We start from the raw sequence: 4,195 nt of genomic DNA, 5'->3' as shown, positions 1-4,195 counted from the left end.
GTCGAGCAACAGCACGACGATGCCGATCACGAAGAACGCGAACAGGATGTGCGTGACGTTCAGGTTGTTCCACTCGTCCCACACCCAGAAGCCGATGCCGACACCACCGGTCAGCATCTCGGCCGCGACGATCACCAGCCACGCCGTGCCCACGCTCAGCCGCACGCCGGTCAGCATGTACGGCAGCACGGCAGGGAACAGGATGCGCGTCATCACCTTCCACTCCGACAGGTTCAGCACGCGCGCCACGTTCAGGTAGTCGGCCGGCACGCGCTGTACGCCGACCGCGGTGTTGATCACCATCGGCCAGATCGAACAGATGAAGATCGTCCAGATCGCCGCCGGGTTCGCCGCCTTGAACACCAGCAGYCCGATCGGCAACCATGCGAGCGGCGACACCGGCCGCAGCAGGCTGATCAGCGGCGAGGCCATGTGGTTCAGGAAGCTGAAGCGCCCGATCAGGAAGCCCACCGGGATGCCGACCAGCGCCGCCAGCCCGAAGCCGATCGCGACGCGCTGCAGCGAGAACAGGATGTTCCAGCCGATGCCCTGGTCGTTCGGCCCCTTGCTGTAGAACGGGTCGGCAAACAGCTTGACCGCTTCGGTGAAGGTGGCGGCCGGTGTCGGGAAGCTGCCCCCCTTCATCGTCAGCAGCGCCCAGATGCCCACCAGCAGCGCGATGCCGATGACCGGCGGCAGCACCTTCAGCAACAGCGCGTTCCAGTCGACGGCGCGCCGCGGCGGCGCGGCGGGCACGGGTGTGGACGGAAGCGGCGGCGGCCGCGCGACCACCGGCGCGGCCGCAGGGGCCTCGTCGCCGGCACCGCGCGGGGAATGGAACACGGCACTCACCATGGCGTTCTCCTGTGTGGCCCGCTCAGGCCTTGAGCTTGAAGCTGTCGGCGTACTTCGCCGGTTCCTTGCCGTCCCAGACGACGCCGTCGATCAGCTTCGCGCTGCGCAGCGGCTCCTTCGGCACGTTCACCTTCATCGCGCTCGCGGCCTGCTTGTACAGCTCGATCTGGTTGATCTGCTTCGCGACGCCGAGGTAGTCCGGGTGCTCCTTCAGCAGCCCCCAGCGCTTGTGCTGCGTCAGGAACCACATGCCGTCGCTCAGGTACGGGTAGTTCACCGCGCCGTCGTTGAAGAACTTCATGTGGTTGGGATCGTCCCAGGTCTTGCCCAGGCCGTTCTGGTAGCGGCCCAGGATGCGCTGGTTGATCGCGTCGACGCCGGTGTTGACGTACGACTTGTCGGCCACCGTCTCGGCCATCTTCAGCTTGTTCTGCAGGCTCGCGTCGATCCAGCGGCTCGCCTCGATCACCGCCATCATCACGGCGCGCGCGGTGTTGGGGTACTTCTTGACGAAATCGCCGGTGGTGCCGAGCACCTTCTCGGGGTGATCCTTCCAGATGTCCTGCGTGGTCACCGCGGTGATGCCGATGCCGTCCATGATCGCGCGGTGGCCCCAGGGCTCGCCGACGCAGTAGCCGTCCATGTTGCCGACGCGCATGTTGGCCACCATCTGCGGCGGCGGCACGGTGATCACCTTGGCATCCTTCATCGGGTTGATGCCGACGCTCGCGAGCCAGTAGTACAGCCACATCGCGTGGGTGCCGGTCGGGAAGGTCTGCGCGAAGGTGTACTCGCGCTTGTCGGCGGCCATCACCTTGGCGAGCGACGCACCGTCGACCGCGCCCTTGTCGGCCAGCTTCTTCGACAGCGTGATCGCCTGGCCGTTGTTGTTCAGGGTCATCAGCACGGCCATGTCCTTCTTCGGCCCGCCGATGCCCAGGTGCACGCCGTAGACCAGGCCGTACAGCACGTGCGCCATGTCGAGTTCGCCGTTGACCAGCTTGTCGCGCACGCCGGCCCACGAGGCCTCCTTGGTCGCGACGATCTTGACGCCGTACTTCTTGTCGAAGCCGAGCACCGAGGCCATCACGATCGATGCGCAGTCGGTCAGCGGGATGAAGCCGATGCGCACCTCCTCCTTCTCGGGCTTGTCGGAGCCTTGTGCATGCACGGCGCTCTGCAGCCCCGGCACCAGGCCGGCGGCACTGGTGGCGGCAGCGGCTTTGATCAGGGTTCGGCGGCTCATCAGGTTCTTTCGCGTGAGTGGGCTTGTCATGGCGTGGCTCAGGTTCTCGGAAAGCAAAAACAAAAAGGCGTCCGCACGGTGCGGGCTCAGCCTGCACGGTGGGGACGCCATCGTCCGACCCGCGTCGCGCCAACCTTGGTGCGTGCGGATGTCTGTGGAAGATCGCCGTTGACCTTCCACACGTCACTACGCAAGTGGCGTGCCACAGCCTTCTTCCCGGGGGAGCGCGGGCTGCATCGATGCTGCGACGCACCAAGTGCGCCGTCGGCCGCACTGCCGCAGTGCGTTCAGCCGAGCAGGTCCGACACGTCGAGGATGCGCTGCGCCACGTCGGCGAGCCGCAGCCCCTTGTCCATCGCCGCCTTGCGCAGCCGCGCGTAGGCGGCTTCCTCGCTGAGGCCCTGGCGCGACATCAGCAGGCCCTTCGCGCGGTCGATCACCTTGCGGTCCGAGAGCTCGGTGCGGGCGTCGGCCAGTTCGCGGCGCAGGCCCTCCTCGTGCCGGAAGCGCGCCATCGCCACGTCGAGCACCGGCTTCACCCGCTCCGGCGCCAGCCCGGCCACGACGTAGGCGGTGACGCCGGCGGCGATCGCGTCGGGCACGTGGCTGGTGTCGTCGTCATCGGTGAACAGCACGATCGGCCGGCGCGCATCGCGCGTCTCGTGTGCAGCGCGCGGCGGATCCAGCCACCCAGCGGCCGCAGCGAGTCGAACATCGAATCGGCGGGCGGCTCGTCGAACTCCCGTTCTTCGAGCAGGCCCTGCGCCTCCAGCGCGTCCAGGAAGAGCTGCACCTCGGGGCGCTTCAGCCCGGCGATGGACGCCAGCTGCTCCAGCGTCATGTGCCGCTGCGACATGTCGCTCAGCATGCGCCGGTGCGCGGTGCGATCGAACGGCGCAGGCAGCTCCGTCCAGGCCAGGAGGCGGTATTGCTTCATGGGGTTTCCCTAACGACGTTGTTGTAGTTGGCAGTTGCTTCGGTGCACTGCTCGGTCACGCAGGTTAGTCGCCCGCGCTCGAACCGGGAAGGGGGTCGGATAGTAATTGAGGGTAAACCCTTGGATGTGCCGTGACAAAGTTGGCGCCGGCGGGTGGCGCGGGTGCGCTGGCTACACTCGCCGGATGAAGGTACTGGGCGTGGAATCATCGTGCGACGAAACGGGCGTGGCCCTGGTGGAGGCCGGCCCGAGCGGGATTCCGACCCTGCTGGCCCATGCGCTGCACAGCCAGGTCGCGATGCACCAGGCCTACGGCGGCGTGGTGCCTGAGCTGGCCTCGCGAGACCACATCCGGCGCGTGCTGCCGCTCACCGAGCAGGTGCTGCACGAGGCCGGCGCGTCGCTGGCCGATGTCGACGTGGTCGCGTTCACGCGCGGGCCGGGGTTGGCCGGGGCGCTGCTGGTGGGGGCGGGCGTGGCCTGCGCGCTGGCGGCGGCGCTCGGCAAGCCGGTGCTTGGCGTGCACCACCTCGAAGGGCACCTGCTGTCGCCGTTCCTCGCGAGCGATCCGCCGGAGTTTCCGTTCGTCGCGCTGCTGGTGTCGGGCGGGCACACGCAGCTGATGCGGGTCGACGACGTCGGCCGCTACGAACTGCTCGGCGAGAGCATCGACGACGCGGCCGGCGAGGCCTTCGACAAATCGGCCAAGCTGCTCGGTCTCGGCTACCCGGGCGGGCCGGCGCTGTCGCGCCTCGCCGAATCGGGGCGGCCCGATGCGTATGCGCTGCCGCGGCCGCTGCTGCACAGCGGCGATCTCGATTTCTCGTTCGCCGGCTTGAAGACCGCGGTGATGACGCAGCTGCGCAAGCTCGGCGATGCGCCGAGCGACACGCAGCGCGCCGACGTGGCCGCGTCGACGCAGGCCGCGATCGTCGAGGTGCTGCTGAAGAAGTCGCTCGCGGCGCTGAAGCAGACCGGGCTGAAGCGGCTCGTCGTCGCCGGCGGCGTCGGCGCGAACAGCCGCCTGCGCGCGCAGCTGGATGCCGAATGCGCGAAGCGCCAGGTCAGGGTGCATTACCCCGAGCTGGCGCTGTGCACCGACAACGGCGCGATGATCGCGCTCGCCGCCGCGATGCGGCTGCAGCGCGGCGCCGTGC

The 4,195-nt window shown here is 68.3% G+C and carries 3 protein-coding genes and 1 pseudogene; 1 reads left to right on the top strand and 3 read right to left on the bottom strand.

Annotated elements, in window-relative coordinates:
- The 3 genes and pseudogenes from ntrB to AC1D01_RS27360 form a co-directional block, all read right to left on the bottom strand.
- Positions 1-855 (bottom strand): nitrate ABC transporter permease (gene ntrB, locus AC1D01_RS27370; protein WP_477871997.1); only part of this gene is annotated, 855 nt, incomplete at its 3' end.
- A gap of 22 nt (positions 856-877) precedes the next feature.
- Positions 878-2,101, bottom strand: coding sequence for a CmpA/NrtA family ABC transporter substrate-binding protein (locus AC1D01_RS27365; protein ID WP_477871995.1), 1,224 nt, complete (start codon positions 2,099-2,101; stop codon positions 878-880).
- A 287-nt stretch (positions 2,102-2,388) separates the two neighbouring features.
- Positions 2,389-2,760 (bottom strand): annotated as a pseudogene (locus AC1D01_RS27360) (ANTAR domain-containing response regulator); the annotation flags it as partial.
- A 462-nt stretch (positions 2,761-3,222) separates the two neighbouring features.
- On the opposite strand from AC1D01_RS27360, the gene tsaD reads away from it, so the two are divergent.
- A partial coding sequence (gene tsaD / locus AC1D01_RS27355; RefSeq protein ID WP_477871993.1) for a tRNA (adenosine(37)-N6)-threonylcarbamoyltransferase complex transferase subunit TsaD occupies positions 3,223-4,195 on the top strand: 973 nt, incomplete at its 3' end.

The organism is Rhizobacter sp. P3_B12 (assembly GCF_056402895.1).
The sequence above is the reverse complement of the archived record's forward strand: the minus strand, read 5'-3'. Positions and strand labels throughout refer to the sequence as shown.

Coding starts and splice junctions, on each gene's coding strand:
- AC1D01_RS27365 (WP_477871995.1), bottom strand. CDS start 2,101: ATGAGCCGCCGAACCCTGATCAAAGCCGCTGCCGCCACCAGTGCCGCC.